Origin of the sequence: Lysobacter sp. (assembly GCF_035655815.1) — a bacterium.
Lineage (GTDB): Bacteria > Pseudomonadota > Gammaproteobacteria > Xanthomonadales > Xanthomonadaceae > Lysobacter_J.
Window position 1 is genome coordinate 21,223 of record NZ_DASRTS010000036.1, and the last position, 15,150, is coordinate 36,372.

16 protein-coding genes and 1 pseudogene are annotated in these 15,150 nt (G+C 68.0%); 5 read left to right on the forward strand and 12 right to left on the reverse strand.

The features are described 5' to 3' along the window. Positions 1-37: 37 nt before the first annotated feature. Both VFE83_RS10070 and VFE83_RS10075 read right to left on the reverse strand, forming a co-directional pair. Entirely contained in the window at positions 38-775 is a 738-nt protein-coding gene (locus tag VFE83_RS10070) for a TerC family protein (protein WP_324905672.1), read from the reverse strand. A gap of 21 nt (positions 776-796) precedes the next feature. Then, complete coding sequence (locus VFE83_RS10075; protein ID WP_324905673.1) at positions 797-1,177, reverse strand: diacylglycerol kinase; 381 nt, start codon at positions 1,175-1,177, stop codon at positions 797-799. A gap of 290 nt (positions 1,178-1,467) precedes the next feature. Here VFE83_RS10075 and VFE83_RS10080 point away from each other — a divergent pair, with 290 nt between their 5' ends. Together VFE83_RS10080 and VFE83_RS10085 are read left to right on the forward strand one after the other, a co-directional pair. Then, entirely contained in the window at positions 1,468-1,770 is a 303-nt protein-coding gene (locus VFE83_RS10080; RefSeq protein ID WP_324905675.1) for a putative quinol monooxygenase, read from the forward strand. Between the two features lie 30 nt (positions 1,771-1,800). Further along, on the forward strand, positions 1,801-2,271 hold the full coding sequence (locus VFE83_RS10085) for a VOC family protein (protein WP_324905677.1): 471 nt from the start codon (positions 1,801-1,803) through the stop codon (positions 2,269-2,271). Positions 2,272-2,526: 255 nt separating this feature from the next. On the opposite strand, the gene VFE83_RS10090 is transcribed toward VFE83_RS10085, so the two are convergent. The 6 genes from VFE83_RS10090 to VFE83_RS10115 form a co-directional block, all read right to left on the reverse strand. Next, complete coding sequence (locus VFE83_RS10090; RefSeq protein ID WP_324905679.1) at positions 2,527-3,549, reverse strand: isoaspartyl peptidase/L-asparaginase; 1,023 nt, start codon at positions 3,547-3,549, stop codon at positions 2,527-2,529. A 922-nt stretch (positions 3,550-4,471) separates the two neighbouring features. Beyond that, positions 4,472-5,710 (reverse strand): ABC transporter permease, encoded by a 1,239-nt coding sequence (locus VFE83_RS10095; RefSeq protein ID WP_324905682.1) that lies wholly within the window; start codon positions 5,708-5,710, stop codon positions 4,472-4,474. Then, a complete protein-coding gene (locus tag VFE83_RS10100) occupies positions 5,707-6,495 on the reverse strand; it encodes an ABC transporter ATP-binding protein (protein WP_324905684.1) in 789 nt (262 codons plus the stop codon). Before VFE83_RS10100 ends, VFE83_RS10095 begins: the two co-directional genes overlap by 4 nt. Then, positions 6,492-8,048, reverse strand: a complete 1,557-nt coding sequence (locus VFE83_RS10105; RefSeq protein WP_324905686.1) for an efflux RND transporter periplasmic adaptor subunit — start codon at positions 8,046-8,048, stop codon at positions 6,492-6,494. Before VFE83_RS10105 ends, VFE83_RS10100 begins: the two co-directional genes overlap by 4 nt. 156 nt (positions 8,049-8,204) lie before the next feature. Then, positions 8,205-9,479, reverse strand: a complete 1,275-nt coding sequence (locus VFE83_RS10110) for a HAMP domain-containing sensor histidine kinase (protein ID WP_324905688.1) — start codon at positions 9,477-9,479, stop codon at positions 8,205-8,207. Positions 9,480-9,495: 16 nt separating this feature from the next. Continuing rightward, positions 9,496-10,212 carry a response regulator transcription factor gene (locus VFE83_RS10115; protein ID WP_158982465.1) on the reverse strand — a complete coding sequence of 239 codons (717 nt, stop codon included), beginning with the start codon at positions 10,210-10,212 and terminating at the stop codon, positions 9,496-9,498. Positions 10,213-10,315: 103 nt separating this feature from the next. Between VFE83_RS10115 and VFE83_RS10120 the strand changes: the two genes are divergently transcribed. Beyond that, positions 10,316-10,657 carry a DMT family protein gene (locus tag VFE83_RS10120; RefSeq protein WP_324905691.1) on the forward strand — a complete coding sequence of 114 codons (342 nt, stop codon included), beginning with the start codon at positions 10,316-10,318 and terminating at the stop codon, positions 10,655-10,657. Positions 10,658-10,666: 9 nt separating this feature from the next. On the opposite strand, the gene VFE83_RS10125 is transcribed toward VFE83_RS10120, so the two are convergent. The 4 genes and pseudogenes from VFE83_RS10125 to nudE all read right to left on the reverse strand — a co-directional run bounded on the left by VFE83_RS10125 (position 10,667) and on the right by nudE (position 13,281). Next, positions 10,667-10,969 carry a DUF962 domain-containing protein gene (locus VFE83_RS10125; RefSeq protein ID WP_324905693.1) on the reverse strand — a complete coding sequence of 101 codons (303 nt, stop codon included), beginning with the start codon at positions 10,967-10,969 and terminating at the stop codon, positions 10,667-10,669. 104 nt (positions 10,970-11,073) lie between these two features. Further along, positions 11,074-11,898: pseudogene (mazG, locus tag VFE83_RS10130) on the reverse strand (nucleoside triphosphate pyrophosphohydrolase); the annotation flags it as partial. Positions 11,899-11,911: 13 nt separating this feature from the next. Beyond that, positions 11,912-12,733: a 3'(2'),5'-bisphosphate nucleotidase CysQ gene (gene cysQ, locus VFE83_RS10135; protein ID WP_324905697.1), complete on the reverse strand. Its 822-nt coding sequence runs from the start codon at positions 12,731-12,733 to the stop codon at positions 11,912-11,914. After that, complete coding sequence (nudE, locus tag VFE83_RS10140) at positions 12,730-13,281, reverse strand: ADP compounds hydrolase NudE (protein WP_324905699.1); 552 nt, start codon at positions 13,279-13,281, stop codon at positions 12,730-12,732. The genes cysQ and nudE overlap by 4 nt, the downstream gene beginning before the upstream one ends. A 120-nt stretch (positions 13,282-13,401) precedes the next feature. On the opposite strand from nudE, the gene bioA reads away from it, so the two are divergent. Further along, the gene (gene bioA, locus VFE83_RS10145) at positions 13,402-14,820 is read left to right on the forward strand and encodes an adenosylmethionine--8-amino-7-oxononanoate transaminase (protein WP_324905701.1); all 1,419 of its coding nucleotides are present in this window, start codon (positions 13,402-13,404) and stop codon (positions 14,818-14,820) included. Beyond that, a partial coding sequence (locus VFE83_RS10150; protein WP_324905703.1) for an RsmE family RNA methyltransferase occupies positions 14,811-15,150 on the forward strand: 340 nt, incomplete at its 3' end. The genes bioA and VFE83_RS10150, both read left to right, overlap by 10 nt.

Below are 15,150 nucleotides of genomic sequence, written 5' to 3' on the forward strand. Positions count from 1 at the left end.
AAGGAAGGCCGTTCCCGTCGATCGAAGGCGACGTGCCTTATTCGGGCTGTAGGCGGCGCTGCGCGCGGCGCTTGGCCCACAGGTTCAGGCATTCGACCAGGGCGGAGAAGCCCATCGCGCCGTAGATGTACCCCTTCGGGATGTGCAGCTCGAAGCCGTCGGCGACCAGATACACACCCACCAGCACGATGAAGGCCAGCGCCAGCATCTTGATGGTCGGATTGTGGTCGATGAAGTTGCCAAGCGGTTTGGACGCCAGCAGCATCACCGCCACCGCCAGCAGGATCGCCGCCACCATCACCGGCGTGTGGTTGGCCATGCCGACCGCGGCGATCACCGAGTCCAGCGAGAACACGATGTCGATCACCGCGATCTGGGCGATCACGCCCATGAACGATGCCTTCGGCTTGGTGTGGATGTCCTCTTCCTCGGACTCGCCGATGATCAGGTCCTTGATCTCCATCGTGCCCTTCACCAACAGGAAGGCGCCGCCGAGGATCAGCACCAGGTCGCGCACCGAGATGCCCTGACCGAACACGGTGAACAGGTCGTTGGTCAGGCCGGCGAGCCAGGCCAGCGTCAGCAGCAGCGCGATTCGCGTGATGCACGCCACCGCGATGCCGAACTTGCGCGCCTTCTCGCGTTGCGCGTACGGCAGCTTGCTGACGGCGATGGAAATGAAGACGAGGTTGTCGATACCGAGCACGATCTCGATCGCGCTCAAGGTCACCAGGGTGATCCACACCTGCGGATCGGTCAGCATTTCAACGATCACTTGCGAGTTTTCCTAGCTTGTTCAGAACAGACGGGGCAGCAGGATCGCGCCCCAGGTCAGCAGCACGTTCATCATCACCACGAACACCGCGGCCGAGCCCATGTCCTTGGCACGACCGGCCAGTTCGTGGAACTCGGGGCCGTAGCGCTCGATCACCGCTTCCACCGCGGAGTTGAGCAGTTCCACGCTCAGCACCAGCAGCATCGAGCCGATCAGCAGCACGCGCTCCACCGGCGTCTGCCCGAGCACCCACCCCACCGGGGACAGGATCACGAACAGGTAGACCTCCAGGCGGAAGGAGGACTCGTACAGCCACGCGGCCCGCAGGCCCTGCATGGACCACATGGTCGCCTTGGCGATCCGCGCTGGCCCGCGCGGCAGGTGCCCGAACTCGTCCGCCATGGGTCAGCCCGAGAACGAAGAGGACGGCATTGCGGGGACCGGAATCCGGCCGGCAATGGACCAGGCGCGCGCGGACGTGGACGGATCGGCGATCGGCATGGAGACGGTTCGATGGGAACGGGAACGCGGGCGGGCCGCGACAGGGGGCCGATTTTGCCACAAGCCCCCTGCACCCGCCCGCAGCGCGGGCCCGGCCCGACGCGCTGTCATACCGGCGTAGCGCGTTTTTCGCACCCGCTTAGCGGCGCCCCGCCTAGGCTGCGGAGCTTTCCCGCCCCGGAGGTTGCGCCATGTCCCGCTGTGCCCTGCTGGCCCGGCTGGAAGCCCGCCCCGGGAAGGAAGACGAGGTCGAACAGTTCCTGCGCAGCGCGCTGCCGCTGGCCGAGTCCGAACCCGGCACGCGCACCTGGTTTGCCCTGCGCTTCAGTCCGACCTCGTTCGGCATCTACGACACCTTCGACAGCGAAGCCGGCCGCCAGGCGCACCTGGACGGCCCCATCGCCGCGGCGCTGTTCGCCAAGGCCGACGAACTGCTGGCCCAGCCGCCCCGGATCGACCGGGTGGACCTGCTGGCCAGCAAACTGCCGCACTAGCGGCCCCACCCTGGATCACCGGAGACCACCATGGGCGCGATTCCGGACGGGTACCACTCCGTCACCCCTTACCTGATCGTCAACGACGCCGCCGCGGCGCTGGACTTCTACCGCGATGCCCTAGGCGCGGAAGAGGTGTACCGACTGCCGATGGGCGGCAAGATCGGTCACGCCGAAATCCGCATCGGAGACTCGATGCTGATGCTGTCGGACGAATGGCCGGACATGGGTGCGCTGGGCCCGAAGACGCGCGGCGGGGCGACGTCCACGTTCGTGATCTACGTCGAGGACGCCGACAAGTCGTTCGACCGCGCGGTAAAGGCCGGCGCCACCGTGGACCGCCCCGTCGAGAACCAGGCATGGGGCGACCGGATGGGCACCGTGGTCGATCCGTTCGGCCATAAGTGGACCTTCGGCACGCACGTCGAGGACGTCTCGCCGGAAGAACTCAAGCGGCGCATGGACGAGTGGATGCAGCAGCAGGCGGGTCAGACCGCGTAACCCGCCAATGCGCATGCCCCTCTCCCGACGGGAGAGGGGTTGGGGTGAGGGGCGACGAAGCTGCGACGTCGAACGGGCGACACGCGCGGGCGCTGCAGTTGTCACGTCCGCAAAGCCCCAGCGTATTGCCTTCGGCTACGTGGTACGGAAGCAAATGGATCCCGGCTTTCGCCGGGATGACGGCATCTGGGCGCAGTCCGAGCAGGCCTGGTCTTTCGGCGAACGATCAACTACGCGGCGCGCCGTCCCGACCCGTCACTCCGCCTCGTGGATTGCCGTACCCCGGCTGCCGTCGGGACGGATCCAGCCACGGAACATGCTGCCGCTGTTGAACGGCATGGCGATGTTGCCGTCGCGGTCCAGTGCGATCGCGCCGCCATCGCCACCGGTCGCCGGCACCACCTTGTTGATGACTTCGTCCGCCGCGGCCTGCAGCGAGTCGCCGCGATAAGCCACGCGCGCGCAGATGTCGTGCGCGACCGCGTTGCGGATGTAGAACTCGCCCCAGCCCGTGCCGGACACGCCACAACGATCGTCCCCCCAGGTGCCCGCACCGATGATCGGCGCGTCGCCGACGCGGCCCCATTTCTTGTTGGTCATGCCACCGGTGCTGGTCGCCACGGCGATGTGTCCCCGCGCATCCAGCGCCACCGCGCCCACGGTGCCGAAGTACGCGGGTGCGTCCGCATCTCCGGTGCGCGCTTCGCGTTTGCCCTTGGCCGCTTCCTCGCGCTGCGCCTTTTCCAGTTGCTGCCGGCGCTTGTCCGTGTCGAAGTAGGTATTGGGCACGCGCTCGATCTCGGGTCGCGAATCGGCAAATGCCTCGGCACCTGCGCCGGCCATCATCACGTGCGGGCTGTGTTCCATCACCGCACGCGCCAGCTTGACCGGATTCTTGATGGTGGTGACCCCGGCGACCGCGCCCGCACGACGCGTATGGCCTTCCATGATCGCCGCGTCCAGCTCGTGTCCACCCTTCGCGTTGAACACCGCGCCCTTGCCCGCGTTGAACTGCGGCGCGTCTTCCAGCACCACGACCGCTGCCGTCACCGCATCCAGCGCCGTGCCGCCGCCTTGCAGCACTGCATTGCCGGCATCGAGCGCGCGATTGAGCGCCGCGTGATACGCCTTGAGTTCCTGCGGGCTGATCGAATCCTTCGGCACGAAACCCGCACCTCCGTGGATCACCAGTGCCGTCTTCGGTCTGGCAGGCGCATCGGCGGCGTGGACATGGGCGGACATGGCGGCAAGGGCAAGCAGCGGGATGAGCAGGCGCATGGACAGGTCGATGGTTCAGGGCGAAGGGTGAGGATAGCGCTGCGGGCGGCGATAGCGGTGTCCCGGTCGGTGCATGTAGCGGTCACGTCAATCTCCTGAGATCCCACTTGGCGCTTCTACGCCTGGGGGGCGGCGCACGTCGTCTTGAATCGGAGCCGGCTTTTGCTCGTCTGGATCGAGCGGATTTGCTTCAGGCGGCCGATCCACGGGTGACCGAGCGAACCGCGTCCCTGCGATTGCGATTGCGGTTGCGGCGGCTGTTGTTGAACAGCCGAGCACATCGCTAGACCCGGAGGGCGCCGCACAAGGATGTGCGGCGCTGAGCAAGGAGGCACGGATGCCGACTTGCGGGGCGCCTACTCCTTTCCGGTCGTGGGATTGCTGTGTCGGGGAAGACCCTTTCTTTTGGTTACGTTTGACCGAAGGGAATCCAGTCGGACTTTGGGTCAGCAAAGAAAAGTGACCCGGCCGGCTTTAGACGGACGGAAGCTGTTGCTGTTGCTCCTGACAGCACAACGGTAAAGCGCGAAAAGTCCATGGATCCCCGCCTTCGCGGGAATGACGAGCGAGAGCAACAACAACCTGGATCCCAGCTTTCGCCGGGATGACGAGCGAAGAGCAGATGCGTCGTACCTGAAGCAATTCAGCAAAGCACTGTGATCCGTCCGGCTGGAGCGGACGGAAGCTGTGGCTGTTGCCGTTCCAACGCACGTCGAAAGCGTGAAAGTCGCTGGATTCCCGCCTTCGCGGGAATGACGATCAAAAGCGACTGGCACGAGCAAGAGCAACGGCAAAGTGGATCCCGGCTTTCGCCGGGATGATGAGTTAAAGCACTGGCGACAATAGTCCCGGCCACAACCACAAGCGAAATGCCCCGACTGCGCTGCGGCGCACTCGCATCCTCACTCGAAATCGCAACAACCTACTGCTGCCGCAACGCCTCGATCGGATCCAGCTGCGACGCCTTCCTCGCCGGGTAATAGCCGAAGAACAACCCCGTCATGATCGAGAACGTCGCCGCCAGCGCGATCACCTGGCCGTTGAGCGCCACCGGCAGGGAGCCGAACCGGCCGACCAGCAACGCGCCGACCACGCCGATCGCGATGCCGAGCACGCCGCCGCCCAGAGACAGCAGCATCGCCTCGGCCAGGAACTGTCGGCGCACGTCCGAAGGGCCCGCACCGACGGCCATTCGCAAGCCGATCTCGCGGATGCGCTCGGTTACCGAGACCAGCATGATGTTCATGATGCCGATGCCGCCGACGATCAGCGAAATGGTCGCCACCGCGCCCAGCAGCAGCGACATCAGGCGCGTGGTCGCGGTGCGCGTGGCGACGATCTCCGAGATGTTGCGCACGTTGAAATCGTCGTCCTCGCCCGGCTTGATGCGGTGGCGCTGGCGCAGCAGGGCTTCGACTTCGCCCTGCGCGTAGTTCAGGTCCTTGGCGTCGGCCACGGTCAGCGCGATCTGCATGACCGCGCCGGCCGGCAGGCCCATCGCGCCCATCAGGCGACGGCGGCCGGTCTGCAGCGGCACCATCACCACGTCGTCCTGGTCCTGGCCGAAGCCGCCCTGCCCCTTCGGCTTGAGCGTGCCGACCACGGTGAACGGCACGCGGCCCAGGCGGATCGTCTGGCCGATGCCCGCATCGTCGCCGAACAGAGTGCGCCGCACGGTGTCGCCCAGGATCACCACCTTGCCGGCGCTCGTGTAGTCCTGCGAGTCGAAGCCTTCGCCGTTGGCGATGGTCCAGCCGTTGATGTCGAAGAAATCCGGCTGCACGCCCTGCCAGCTCGTGGACGCGTTGTTTTCCGCGTAGACCACCTGCGTGCTGCCGCGCAGCGCGCCGGCGACGTACTGCACCTCGGGGATCTCGTTGCGGATGGCCTCGACATCGCCCTCGTTGAGCGTGAAGAAGCTCGACGCGCTCATGCGTACGCCGCCGCCCGGACCACGCGACGCACCGGGATTGACGTCCAGCCGCTGCGAGCCCAGGCCGGAGACCATCTTGTCGATCTCCTGCTGCGTGCCCTGGCCCACCGACACCATCACGATCACCGCGGCGATGCCGATGATCACGCCCAGGGACGTCAGCGCGCTGCGCATCCAGTTGCCGCGCAGCGCGTAGATGGCGGTGCGCAGGATGTCGGAGAAGTTCATCGCGCGCCCCCGTCCGCACCGGGCGTCGAGGAACCACGGGCTGCATCGTGCGCGGCGTCGCTGCTGGCGAATCCCGGTTCCTCATGCAGCTCGCCATCGCGCATCACGTAGATGCGGTCGGCGTGCGCGGCGACTTCCGCATCGTGGGTGATCAGCACCACCGTGTGGTCTTCGTCGCGCAGGCGCTTGAACAGCGCGAGGATTTCCTCGCCGGTCCTGCTGTCGAGCGCGCCGGTGGGCTCGTCGGCCAGCAGGATCGGCGGGCGGTTGATCAGTGCGCGCGCGATCGCCACGCGCTGCTGCTGGCCACCCGACAACTCGCTGGGACGGTGGCCGACGCGTTCGCCCAGGCCCACGGCGACCAGTGCCTCGCGCGCACGCTCCAGGCGCTCATGCGGCGGCACGCGTGCGTACCCCAGCGGCATGGCGACGTTGTCGAGCGCGCTCATGCGCGGCAGCAGGTTGAAGCCCTGGAACACGAAGCCGATCTTGTCGCGACGCAGGGTTGCGAGTTCCTCTGCGTCCAGCGTCGACACGTCCACGCCGTCGCATTCGTAGGTGCCGGCGGTGGGCGTGTCCAGGCAGCCGATCAGGTTCATCAGCGTGGATTTGCCCGAACCGGACGGCCCCATGATCGCGACGAATTCGCCGCGATCGATGCGCAGGTCCACATTGCGCAGCGCCTGCACTTCGGCCTCGGTGTGCGCGGCGTAGGTCTTGCACAGACTCTGCGTGCGGATCACCGCAACGTCCACCGACTGCGCAATGTCGGTCACGACGCTCATTCGCGGACCCGTTCGCCGGTGACGATCTGGTCGCCCGGCTTAAGGCCGCCACCGGAGATCTCGGTGTTGCTGCCGTCGCTCGCGCCGATGCGCACCATCACCATCTGCGGCTGGCCGTCGACCAGGCGATACAGCGGCGCGCGCCTGGCGTTGAGCAGGCCGGACAGTGCGGCGTCCCACGTGGCCTTCTGCCTGTCGTCCAGCGTGGCGCGGAACGCGGCGAAGTCCTCCTTGAAGCGCTCAGCCATGCGCTGGCGCATCTGCGCCTGCAGGTTGCCGCCGGCGCCGCCGCCCATGACCACCATGCCTCCTGGCGGGCCACCGCGACCGGCACCGCCGCCGAACAGGCGATTGCCGCCGCCCTGCTGCGCGGCCTGAGCCTGGCGCGCGGCCTGGCGCTCGCGCACCGCGGCGATGGCGGTGTCGAACGCAGCCTGCTGTTGCGCGTCCAGGCCCATCGTGCCGGCCGTGCGGGTGAGATCGTCGATCACGCCCGAGCCGCCGCGCGGACCGGCCACCATCTGCGGTGTCTGGCCGCCAGCACCCTCTTCCGCGGGCTTGTAGCGCAGTGCGGCATTGGCGACCTTCAACACGTTGTCGCGGCGGCTCACCTCGATCTCGGCGTTGACGGTCAGCCCCGGCAGCAGCGTGCCGTCGCTGTTGTCCACGGTCACCACCACCGGATAGGTCACGACGTTATTCGTCGTGGTCGCCGACAGGCGCACCTGTTCCACGGTGCCGCGGAACTGACGATCGGCGAACGCGTCGACGGTGAACGACACGCTCTGGCCCGGACGCACCTGGCCGATGTCGGCCTCGTCCACCGCCAGTTCGATCTTCATCTTCGCCAGGTCCTCGGCGATGGTGAACAGTTCCGGCGCCTGCAGGCTGGCCGCCACCGTCTGTCCGGGCTCGATGCTGCGCGTGAGCACCACGCCGTCGACCGGCGAGCGGATGACGGTGCGGTCGAGATTGACGCGCGTGGTCTCGGTCGATGCCGTCTGCTGGCGGATCGATGCCTGCGCGGCGTTGACCTGCGCTCGCGCCTGGTCGAGCGCGGCCTTGGCCAGATCGACGTCGCTGCGCGCGACCAACTGCCGGGCACCGAGATCCGACTTGCGGCGGTAATCGAGTTCGGCGTTGACCAGCGTGGCCTGCGCCTGCGACAGCGTCGCGCGCGCGCTGGCGATCTGCGCATTGCCCTGCGCGATCTGTGCCTCGTAGGTCTTGGGATCGATGCGCGCGATCACCTGGCCCTTGGTGACGCGGTCGTTGTAGTCGACCAGCACGTCGGTGACCTGGCCGGAAATCTGGCTGCCCACGGTTACCGTGGAGATGGCGCTCAGCGTGCCGGTGGAGGAGATCGCGACGCGGATGTCGCCGCGCTCGACCGGCACGGTGCGGAACGCGCCGGTGGCCGCTTCGGCTTCGCGCCTGGAATAGACGTAGAACCCCACCGCGGCGACGGCCACCACGACGGCGGCGGCGATGCCGCGGCGGATCCAGGGATTGGGCTTGCGGGAAGGACTACGGGACGGGCGGGCTGCGCTCATGTGGCTCGCTCAAAGGGCATGCCGGCGCGAACGCGCCGGTGACGTCGTGGTTGACAGCCGCGACGTACATTCGTTCAGTGGACAGATCGTGTCATTTCGGCCGCGTTCGGCCAACGTCAGGAGATGCGGTGCGGTGCGACAGCGTCGCACGCGCCGTCAGCGCGTGAAACGGATCACCGCGGTGGTCCCCTGCCCGGGCGCGCTCGCCAGGCTGACCGGCCAGCCGAAGCGCTCGCCCAGGCGCCGCACGATCGACAGCCCCATGCCCTTGCCGTCGCCCTCGCCGTTGGCGCGGAAGAACGGGTCGAATGCCTTGGACAGCGTCTCGGGCGACATGCCGATGCCACTGTCGCGGATCACCACGCGATCGGGCATCAGGCGGACCTCGATCTCGCCGCTTTCGGTGAAGCGCGCCGCGTTGCCCAGCAGATTGCCGACCATCACGCGCAGCACGTGCGGCGGCGCGAACAGCCGCGGCGCGCCTTCGTCATGCAACGTGACCGTGACCGGGCGGTCGCCCAGCAGCGGGCGCACCCGCTCGACCTCGGCGGCGACGATCTCGCGTACCTCGAACTCCTCGCTCTGCGGTGCGACGTCGGCCTCGCGCGCGAGGATCAGGAACGCCTCGATCACCGCTTCCATATCCCGTCCGGCCTGCTGGATGCGCGTGAGCGAGCGCTGCGTACGCACGCTGTTGTCCGGATCGGACAACATCAGGTCGGTGGCGACGCGGATCACCGTAAGCGGCGTGCGCAGTTCATGGCTGGCATCGCGGGTGAAGTTGCGCTCGCGCTGGATGAAGTCGCCCACGCGCTGCGACAGGCCGGTCAGCGCGCGCGAGAGCTTGTGCACTTCATCGCCGGCGTCCGGCGGCAGGTTCGCCGGCGCGATCGCACTGGCATTGGGATCGCGCGGATCCCAGTGCGCGACCTGGTTGGCCAGCCAGCTCACGGGCGTCACCAGGCGCTTGGACGTGCGGTAGGTCAGCCAGATCAGCACGCCGCTGGTGATCAGCGACAGCAGCGCGGACACCAGCCCGGTCAGCAGCACCGACTGGTCGGCCAGCCATGCCGAGAACACGATGTACAGCGTGCCCTGCGGCCTGCGGTCCACGAAGGCCAGCTTGCCGCTGTCGGGCAGGCGCTGGACGCCGTTGCCGCGCAGGTTCTGCAGTTCCACCGGGAGTTGCGGCTCGGACACGCCCGGGATGACGACATAGCTCGACATCGTCGAGCTGACCGGCGGGCGGTGGCTGGGATCGCGCTCATACGCTTCCCAGAACGCGCCGGCTTCGCGCTCGACGCGTTTCTCCACCACCTGCTGGCGCACGATCGCGCCGGTCAGCACGATGCCGACCGTGATCACGATGCTGCCGATCAACGCCTGGGTGATGAACGCCAGTTTGATCTTGCGCGGAAGTCCCTGCGGCATGGCTCCCCGGTGCGCCTCAGTCGGGCGGCTGCGAGATGTCGGCCACGCGATACCCGGCGCTCTGCACGGTATGCAGCAGTTGCTTGTCGAACGGCTTGTCGATGGTCTTGCGCAGGTTGTACAGGTGGCTGCGCAGCGTGTCCGAGTCGGGCAGGCCGTTGCCCCAGATCTCCCGCTCGATTTCCTGGCGACTGACCACGCGCGGCGATTCGCGCATCAGGATGGTCAGCAGCCGCAGGCCGATCGGCGAAAGCTGGAGCTCGCTGCCGCCACGGGTCACCCGCAGGCTGGCCGGATCCAGCACCAGGTCCGCGACCTTCAGCACTTCGCCGCCCACCTGGCGGCGTTCGCGCCGGATCAGTGCACGCAGGCGCGCTTCCAGTTCCTGGATGGCGAACGGCTTGGTCAGGTAATCGTCGGCGCCTGCGCCCAGGCCGGTGAGCTTCTCGTCCAGCGTGTCGCGCGCGGTCAGCATCAGCACCGGCGTCGATTTGCGCGCTTCCTCGCGCAGCTTCTTGCACAGCTCCACGCCATCCATGCGCGGCAGCATCAGGTCGAGCACGATGACGTCGTAGTTGTTTTCCGTGGCCAGGCGATAGCCGTCCAGACCGTCGCTGGCGTAGTCGACCTCGAAACCCCGTCCTTCCAGGTATTCGCCGACCATTTCCGAGATGTTGCGGTTGTCCTCCACAATGAGGACCAGGCCGCCATCCCTTGTGCTGGTGCCCTGCATGCAAAACCTCCCGTGCTTCAGCTTTGTGAAGGCTGCCTAGGACCAGGTGGAGACCACGTGAACGCCCCTGCGCAAGCTGAACCAACCCACTGCCGACCCGCCCATGCCCATCGAACGCGTCCTGCCCATCGTCCTGCTGCTCGGCTCCAACCTCTTCATGACCTTCGCCTGGTACGGACACCTGAAGTACAAGTCCGCGCCGCTGACGCTGGCCATCGCGGTCAGCTGGGGCATCGCCCTGTTCGAATACTGCCTGATGGTTCCGGCCAATCGCATCGGCAGCGCGGTGTACTCCGCGCCGCAGCTCAAGGGCATGCAGGAGGTGATCACCCTGCTGGTCTTCGCGGGATTCTCGACCTGGTACCTGGGGCAGCCGCTCAAGTGGAACCACTGGGCGGGCTTCGCCCTGATCGTCGTCGCGGCCTGGCTGATCTTCCTGGACTGACGGCGGCACTCAGAATCGGATCTTGCCGCTGAGGATGTCCTTGAACATCACCCAGTCGCCGGCGAACGAATAGAACGGATGCTTGAAGGTCGCGGGCCGGTTCTTCTCGAAGAAGAAGTGGCCCACCCAGGCGAAGCCGTAGCCGCATACCAGCGCCGCCAGCAGCCACCATGCGTTTGCCCGGACGATCGCGGTGGCCACCAGCGCCAGCACGCCGCAACTGCCGATGAAATGCAGCCGCCGACTGGTGCGGTCGCCGTGCTCGCTCAGGTAGAACGGATAGAACTCGCGGAAGCTGGCGAAGCGTTTCATGGCGTTCCCTCCCGATGGCCGCCCCGCAGGAGCGAGCTTGCTCGCGACCCGACATCCACGAAGCGCAGTCGCGAGCAAGCTCACTCCTACGACTCCGGGCCGGCGGCTTTCTCCGCGGCCTTGGCCTGGTCCCACAGCCGATCCTGCGCTTCCAGTCCGAGGCCGGCAAGCGGCGTTCCGGCCGCATCGGCCAGCGCTTCCATCGCGCGGAAGCGTCGTTCGAACTTGAGGTTGGCGCGACGCATCGCAGCGCCCACGTCGACGCCGGCATGCCGCGCGAGGTTGGCGCAGACGAACAGCACGTCGCCGATCTCGTCCTCCAGCCGGTCGCGCGCCTGTGCGTCGGCCGGATCGGCCTCCAGCGCCGCGAACTCCACGCGCACCTCGTCGATCTCCTCGTGCAGCTTGGCGATTACCGGCGTCACGTCCGGCCAGTCGAAGCCCACGCGCGCGGCGCGCTTCTGCAGCTTCACCGCACGCTGCCATTCCGGCAGCCCCCGCGCGATGCCGGCCAGCGCGGAACGGTCCTCGTGGCCGCTGGCCTCGCGCTCGCGGCGCTTGTGTTCTTCCCAGGCAATGGTCTGTGCCTCCGCGTCGGCGACTTCCTCGCCGGCGAACACGTGCGGATGGCGTCGCACCATCTTGTCGCTGATGGCCTGCACCACGTCTCCGAACGCGAAGGCGCCCTGCTCGCGCGCCATCTGCGCATGGAAGACGACCTGCAGCAGCAGGTCGCCCAGCTCATCGCGAAGATCGTCCAGGTCGTCACGGTCGATCGCATCGGCGACTTCGTAGGCTTCCTCGATGGTGTACGGCGCGATGGTCGCGAAGGTCTGTTCGATGTCCCACGGGCAACCACTTTTGCGGTCGCGCAGGCGGGCCATGATCTCGAGCAGGCGCTGGATGTCTTGTGCGTCGGTCACGTGCATTCGCGGTGCGGATTCAGAGTCGGTGGGCCGCGCCGGGGTCTTCGTGCAGCCAGCGGCGCCACGGCAACGTCACGTCGCCCAGCGCGATGAAGTCGCCGTTGAGGATGCGTTCTCGCTGGTTGTAGCGGAACGGCCTCCCGTGCGGGTCGACCACCGCGCCACCCGCGCCTTCCAGCACGCACTGGCCGGCGGCCGTGTCCCACTCGCTGGTCGGGCCGAAGCGCGGGTACACGTCCAGGCCGCCCTCGGCCAGACGGCAGAACTTGAGCGACGAACCCAGGCCCACCGGTTCCACCTCGCCCATGCGGTTGATGAAGGCCTGCGTGCGTCCATCGCGATGCGAACGGCTGGCGGCCACGCGCAGCGGCGCCGTGGCCGGTGCGCGTGCGCGCAGCGGCATGTCGCGCTCGCCCTCGCGGCGGAACGCCCCCAGTTCCGCACCGCCATGCCACAGCGCGCCGGTCACGGGCGCCTGTACCACGCCGAACACGGCCACGCCGTCCTCGATCAGCGCGATGTTGACCGTAAACTCGCCGTTGCGCTTGACGAACTCGCGCGTGCCGTCCAGCGGGTCGACCAGCCACAGTCGCGACCAGCCGCGACGCTCCCGCGTCGAGATCTCGTGTGCGGATTCCTCCGACAGCACGGGGATTTCGGGCGTGATGCGCGCCAGGCCTTCGACGATGCAGCGGTGCGCAGCCAGGTCGGCGGCGGTGAGCGGCGAATCGTCGTCCTTGTGCATCACGGCGAACTCGCTGTCGTAGATGCCCAGGATGGCCGAAGCGGCGTCCTGCGCCAGCGCGATCACGTCCTCGCGCAGCGTGTGCGGAATCATGTCGGTTGCGTCCTCAGCCACTCGCGGGCGATGAACAGTGCGGCAATGCTGCGGCCTTCGGAGAAGTCCTCGCGCAGGATCAGCTGGTGCAGGTCGTCCAGCTTCCACGGCACGACCTCCAGTTCCTCCGGCTCATCGCCCGGCAGGCGCTGTGGATACAGGTCGCGCGCCAGCACCAGGTGCGCCTGGTGGCTCATGTAGGTGGGCGCCAGCGTGAGCGCGCGCAGCACCGTGATGTCGCGCGCACCGTAGCCAGCTTCTTCCTTCAGCTCGCGGTCGGCGGCTTCCTCGGGCGTCTCGCCCGCGTCGATGCGGCCCCTTACCAGTCCCAGCTCGTAGCGGTGCACGCCGGCGGCGTACTCGCGCACCAGCAGCACGGTGTCGTCGTCGAGCATCGGCACCACCACCACCGCGCCGTGCCCGCGGCCATGCAGACGTTCGTAGTGGCGACGCTCGCCGTTGGCGAACTCCAGGTCCAGCCGTTCCAGGCGGTACGGGCCGGCTTCGTGCTCGGTGATGCGGTGGATGATGGGCAGGCGACGGGACATGCGGTATCCGGATGAGAACGCCATGGTCCCGGCACGGCGGAAGCCGGCTCCATCGGCGGCCTGCGGACACCCGGCCACAGCATGCTGGGAGCGGGCCGCGTGCCGGCCGATAATGGCGGGATGCAGCAATTCGATACGACGATCATAGCGAACGGCGCCGCGACTGCCGAAGCGTGGCGCTCACGCGACCTGGCGGTGCTCTGGCACCCGTGCACGCAGATGCGCGAGCACCCCGACGTGCTGCCGCTGCTGCCGATCGAACGCGGCGAGCGCGAGTGGTTGCACGGCTTCGACGGCAGGCGATACCTCGACGCGGTGTCGAGCTGGTGGACCTGCATCCACGGCCATGCCGAGCCTCGCATCGCCGAGGCGATCGCGACGCAGGCGCGCACGCTCGAGCACGTGATCCTCGCCGGCTGCACGCACGAGCCCGCGGTGACGCTGGCGGAAAAGCTGCTGGCGATCGCACCGCGCCAGGCCGGGCGCGCGGCGCTGTCGAAGGTCTTCTATGCCGACAACGGCTCGGCGGGCGTGGAAGTCGCGCTGAAGATGGCGTTCCACTGGTTCCGCAACGCCGGCGAGGCGCGACGCACGAAGTTCGTGGCGCTGGAGAACAGCTACCACGGCGAGACGCTGGGCGCGCTCGCGGTCGGCGATATTCCGCTGTACCGGCGCGTGTACGCGCCGCTGCTCGCCGAGGCGCTGTTCGCGCCGTCGCCCGACGCGTTCCAGGCCGCTGCGGACGAATCGGCCGAGCAACGCGCGCACCGTGCCGCCGATGCGCTGGCCGCGCTGCTGGCCGAGCATGGCGACACCGTCTGCGCGCTGATCCTCGAGCCGCTGGTGCAGTGCGCGGGCGGCATGCGCATGCACCATCCGGCCTACCTGCGCCGCGTGCGCGAGCTCTGCGACGCGCACGGCGTGTTCCTGATCGCCGACGAGATCGCGGTGGGCTTCGGACGCACCGGCACGATGTTCGCGTGCGAGCAGGCCGGCATCGCGCCCGACCTGCTCTGCCTGTCGAAGGGCCTCACCGGCGGCTCGCTGCCGCTGGCGGCGGTGCTGACGTCGCAGCGCATTTTCGATGGCTTCCTCGACGACTCGCGCGAGCGCGCCTTCCTGCATTCGCACAGCTACACCGGCAATCCGCTGGGCTGCGCCGCCGCGCTGGCCTCGCTCGCCATCTTCGAGCGCGACGACGTCATTGCACGCAACCGCGTCACCGCGTCGAAGATGGCCGGACGCGCGGCCGCATTCCGCTCGCATCCGAACGTGGTCGACGTACGCCAGACCGGCATGATCGTCGCCATCGAAATGGCCGCCGGCAGCGGTGAGGACGGCACCGCCGTGGAGATCGCCGGCAACCGCGGCCTGCGCGCGTACCGCGAGGCCATCGCCCGCGGCGTGCTGCTGCGTCCGCTCGGCGACGTGCTGTACTGGTTCCCGCCCTACTGCATCGGCGACGACGCGCTCGACCTGCTCGCCGACACCACGCGTCATGCGATCGACGCCGCCTTCGGAGGCCGCTCATGCGCCTGACCCGTGTGTTCGTGCCCGATGCGCTCTCGCCCGGCGCCGAGATCGCATTGTCCGACAGCGCAGCCGCGCACCTCACCCGCGTGCTGCGTCTCGGCGTCGGCGATGCCTGCGTCGTGTTCAACGGCGACGGCAACGATTACGCGGCATCGATCGCCGCGGTCGGCAAGCGCGAGGCGCGGCTGCGCATCGGCGAGGCGTCGCCGGTCGAGCGCGAATCGCCGCTGCGCCTCGTCCTGCTTCAGGGCGTGGCCAAGGGCGAGAAGATGGATCTCATCCTGCAGAAGGCCACCGAACTCGGCGTGCATGCGATCGTGCCGGTGTGGTCGCAGC

Bases quoted from the DNA above. Each gene is read 5' to 3' on its own strand.
- nudE (WP_324905699.1), bottom strand. From the start codon at position 13,281: ATGTCCCGTCGCCTGCCCATCATCCACCGCATCACCGAGCACGAAGCC.
- cysQ (WP_324905697.1), bottom strand. From the start codon at position 12,733: ATGATTCCGCACACGCTGCGCGAGGACGTGATCGCGCTGGCGCAGGAC.
- bioA (WP_324905701.1), top strand. From the start codon at position 13,402: ATGCAGCAATTCGATACGACGATCATAGCGAACGGCGCCGCGACTGCC.
- VFE83_RS10100 (WP_324905684.1), bottom strand. From the start codon at position 6,495: ATGAGCGTCGTGACCGACATTGCGCAGTCGGTGGACGTTGCGGTGATC.
- VFE83_RS10115 (WP_158982465.1), bottom strand. From the start codon at position 10,212: ATGCAGGGCACCAGCACAAGGGATGGCGGCCTGGTCCTCATTGTGGAG.
- VFE83_RS10095 (WP_324905682.1), bottom strand. From the start codon at position 5,710: ATGAACTTCTCCGACATCCTGCGCACCGCCATCTACGCGCTGCGCGGC.
- VFE83_RS10105 (WP_324905686.1), bottom strand. From the start codon at position 8,048: ATGAGCGCAGCCCGCCCGTCCCGTAGTCCTTCCCGCAAGCCCAATCCC.
- VFE83_RS10120 (WP_324905691.1), top strand. From the start codon at position 10,316: ATGCCCATCGAACGCGTCCTGCCCATCGTCCTGCTGCTCGGCTCCAAC.
- VFE83_RS10080 (WP_324905675.1), top strand. From the start codon at position 1,468: ATGTCCCGCTGTGCCCTGCTGGCCCGGCTGGAAGCCCGCCCCGGGAAG.
- VFE83_RS10075 (WP_324905673.1), bottom strand. From the start codon at position 1,177: ATGGCGGACGAGTTCGGGCACCTGCCGCGCGGGCCAGCGCGGATCGCC.
- VFE83_RS10085 (WP_324905677.1), top strand. From the start codon at position 1,801: ATGGGCGCGATTCCGGACGGGTACCACTCCGTCACCCCTTACCTGATC.
- VFE83_RS10125 (WP_324905693.1), bottom strand. From the start codon at position 10,969: ATGAAACGCTTCGCCAGCTTCCGCGAGTTCTATCCGTTCTACCTGAGC.
- VFE83_RS10090 (WP_324905679.1), bottom strand. From the start codon at position 3,549: ATGCGCCTGCTCATCCCGCTGCTTGCCCTTGCCGCCATGTCCGCCCAT.
- VFE83_RS10110 (WP_324905688.1), bottom strand. From the start codon at position 9,479: ATGCCGCAGGGACTTCCGCGCAAGATCAAACTGGCGTTCATCACCCAG.